We start from the raw sequence: 960 nt of genomic DNA, 5'->3' as shown, positions 1-960 counted from the left end.
GTGCGAAACGTTTAGGCATGAAATAGGGCTGAAATGCCTGAAATAACCGCCTAGTAAGGTCTTCAGTCCCCCGACTGAATCTAAGAGGTCAACCCTGACCAACCTTATAACTGTTTATATGTCCCAACGTTTAGTATCACCCGATACCAAATCAGGCAAGGGGACTCAAGGTCAATACACTTGTAATAAATCTTTACAAGGTGAGAGTAACGGCGATAGCCACCCCCAGATTCAGAAATCACAACTCTGGGACTGAAGCGGGGAACGGAAGGCTCCGAGGTGTAACCTAACACCAGAACCGAGACCACTGCCAACCATCCATGATTAGGTGTGAACCGAATGTCTGACCTGAACCATCGTAAAAGCTAAGTAGTGAAATAGGTTTACACACTGCGTTCAAAAGAACAAAGGGAAAAGTAAGGAACTCCATAAATCACTTACACAGACCTTTAAAAGTACCCCGGTGGAAAAGACAAATCTAAAGATGGAACGCCCATATAAACAGAACGTGATAAGCCCTTTTAGGCTCTGGGTACAGGTCGAAATACCCAGTAGTGATAAGTGTAAGCGCAAGCCTTTAAGGGTATGAGATGTAACCAAAAGCCAACGCTTGACGGTAATAGTCAAGATATGCTAACAGGTTACGGTTTGATTGTAAGGATAGAGTCTAGTAGGAGTCTATATGACGAAATCGAGAGAAGGTAAAGGATTCGGGAAACCGAAAACCACTAAGACTACGAATGTATGGAAAGCTATCAATTGGGGGAAAATCCAAAGATACGTTTTCAAGCTCCAAAAGAGGATATACCAAGCGGCTAAATCGGGACAGGATGCAAAGGTTAGAAGGTTGCAACGTCTATTGGTGAAATCGTACTACGCTCGTCTATTAGCAGTTCGCAAAGTAACCCAAGATAATCAAGGAAAGAAAACAGCAGGAGTTGATGGGAAGATAGTAATATC

General features: G+C 43.2%; 1 protein-coding gene. It reads left to right on the top strand.

The window, feature by feature from the left end; translation table 11 throughout:
* Positions 1-682 precede the first annotated feature (682 nt).
* Positions 683-960 (top strand): reverse transcriptase N-terminal domain-containing protein (locus tag N0824_RS19090; RefSeq protein WP_199224935.1); only part of this gene is annotated, 278 nt, incomplete at its 3' end.

Origin of the sequence: Microcystis sp. 0824 (assembly GCF_003112475.1) — a bacterium.
Classification (GTDB): domain Bacteria; phylum Cyanobacteriota; class Cyanobacteriia; order Cyanobacteriales; family Microcystaceae; genus Microcystis; species Microcystis aeruginosa_C.
The sequence above is the reverse complement of the archived record's forward strand: the minus strand, read 5'-3'. Positions and strand labels throughout refer to the sequence as shown.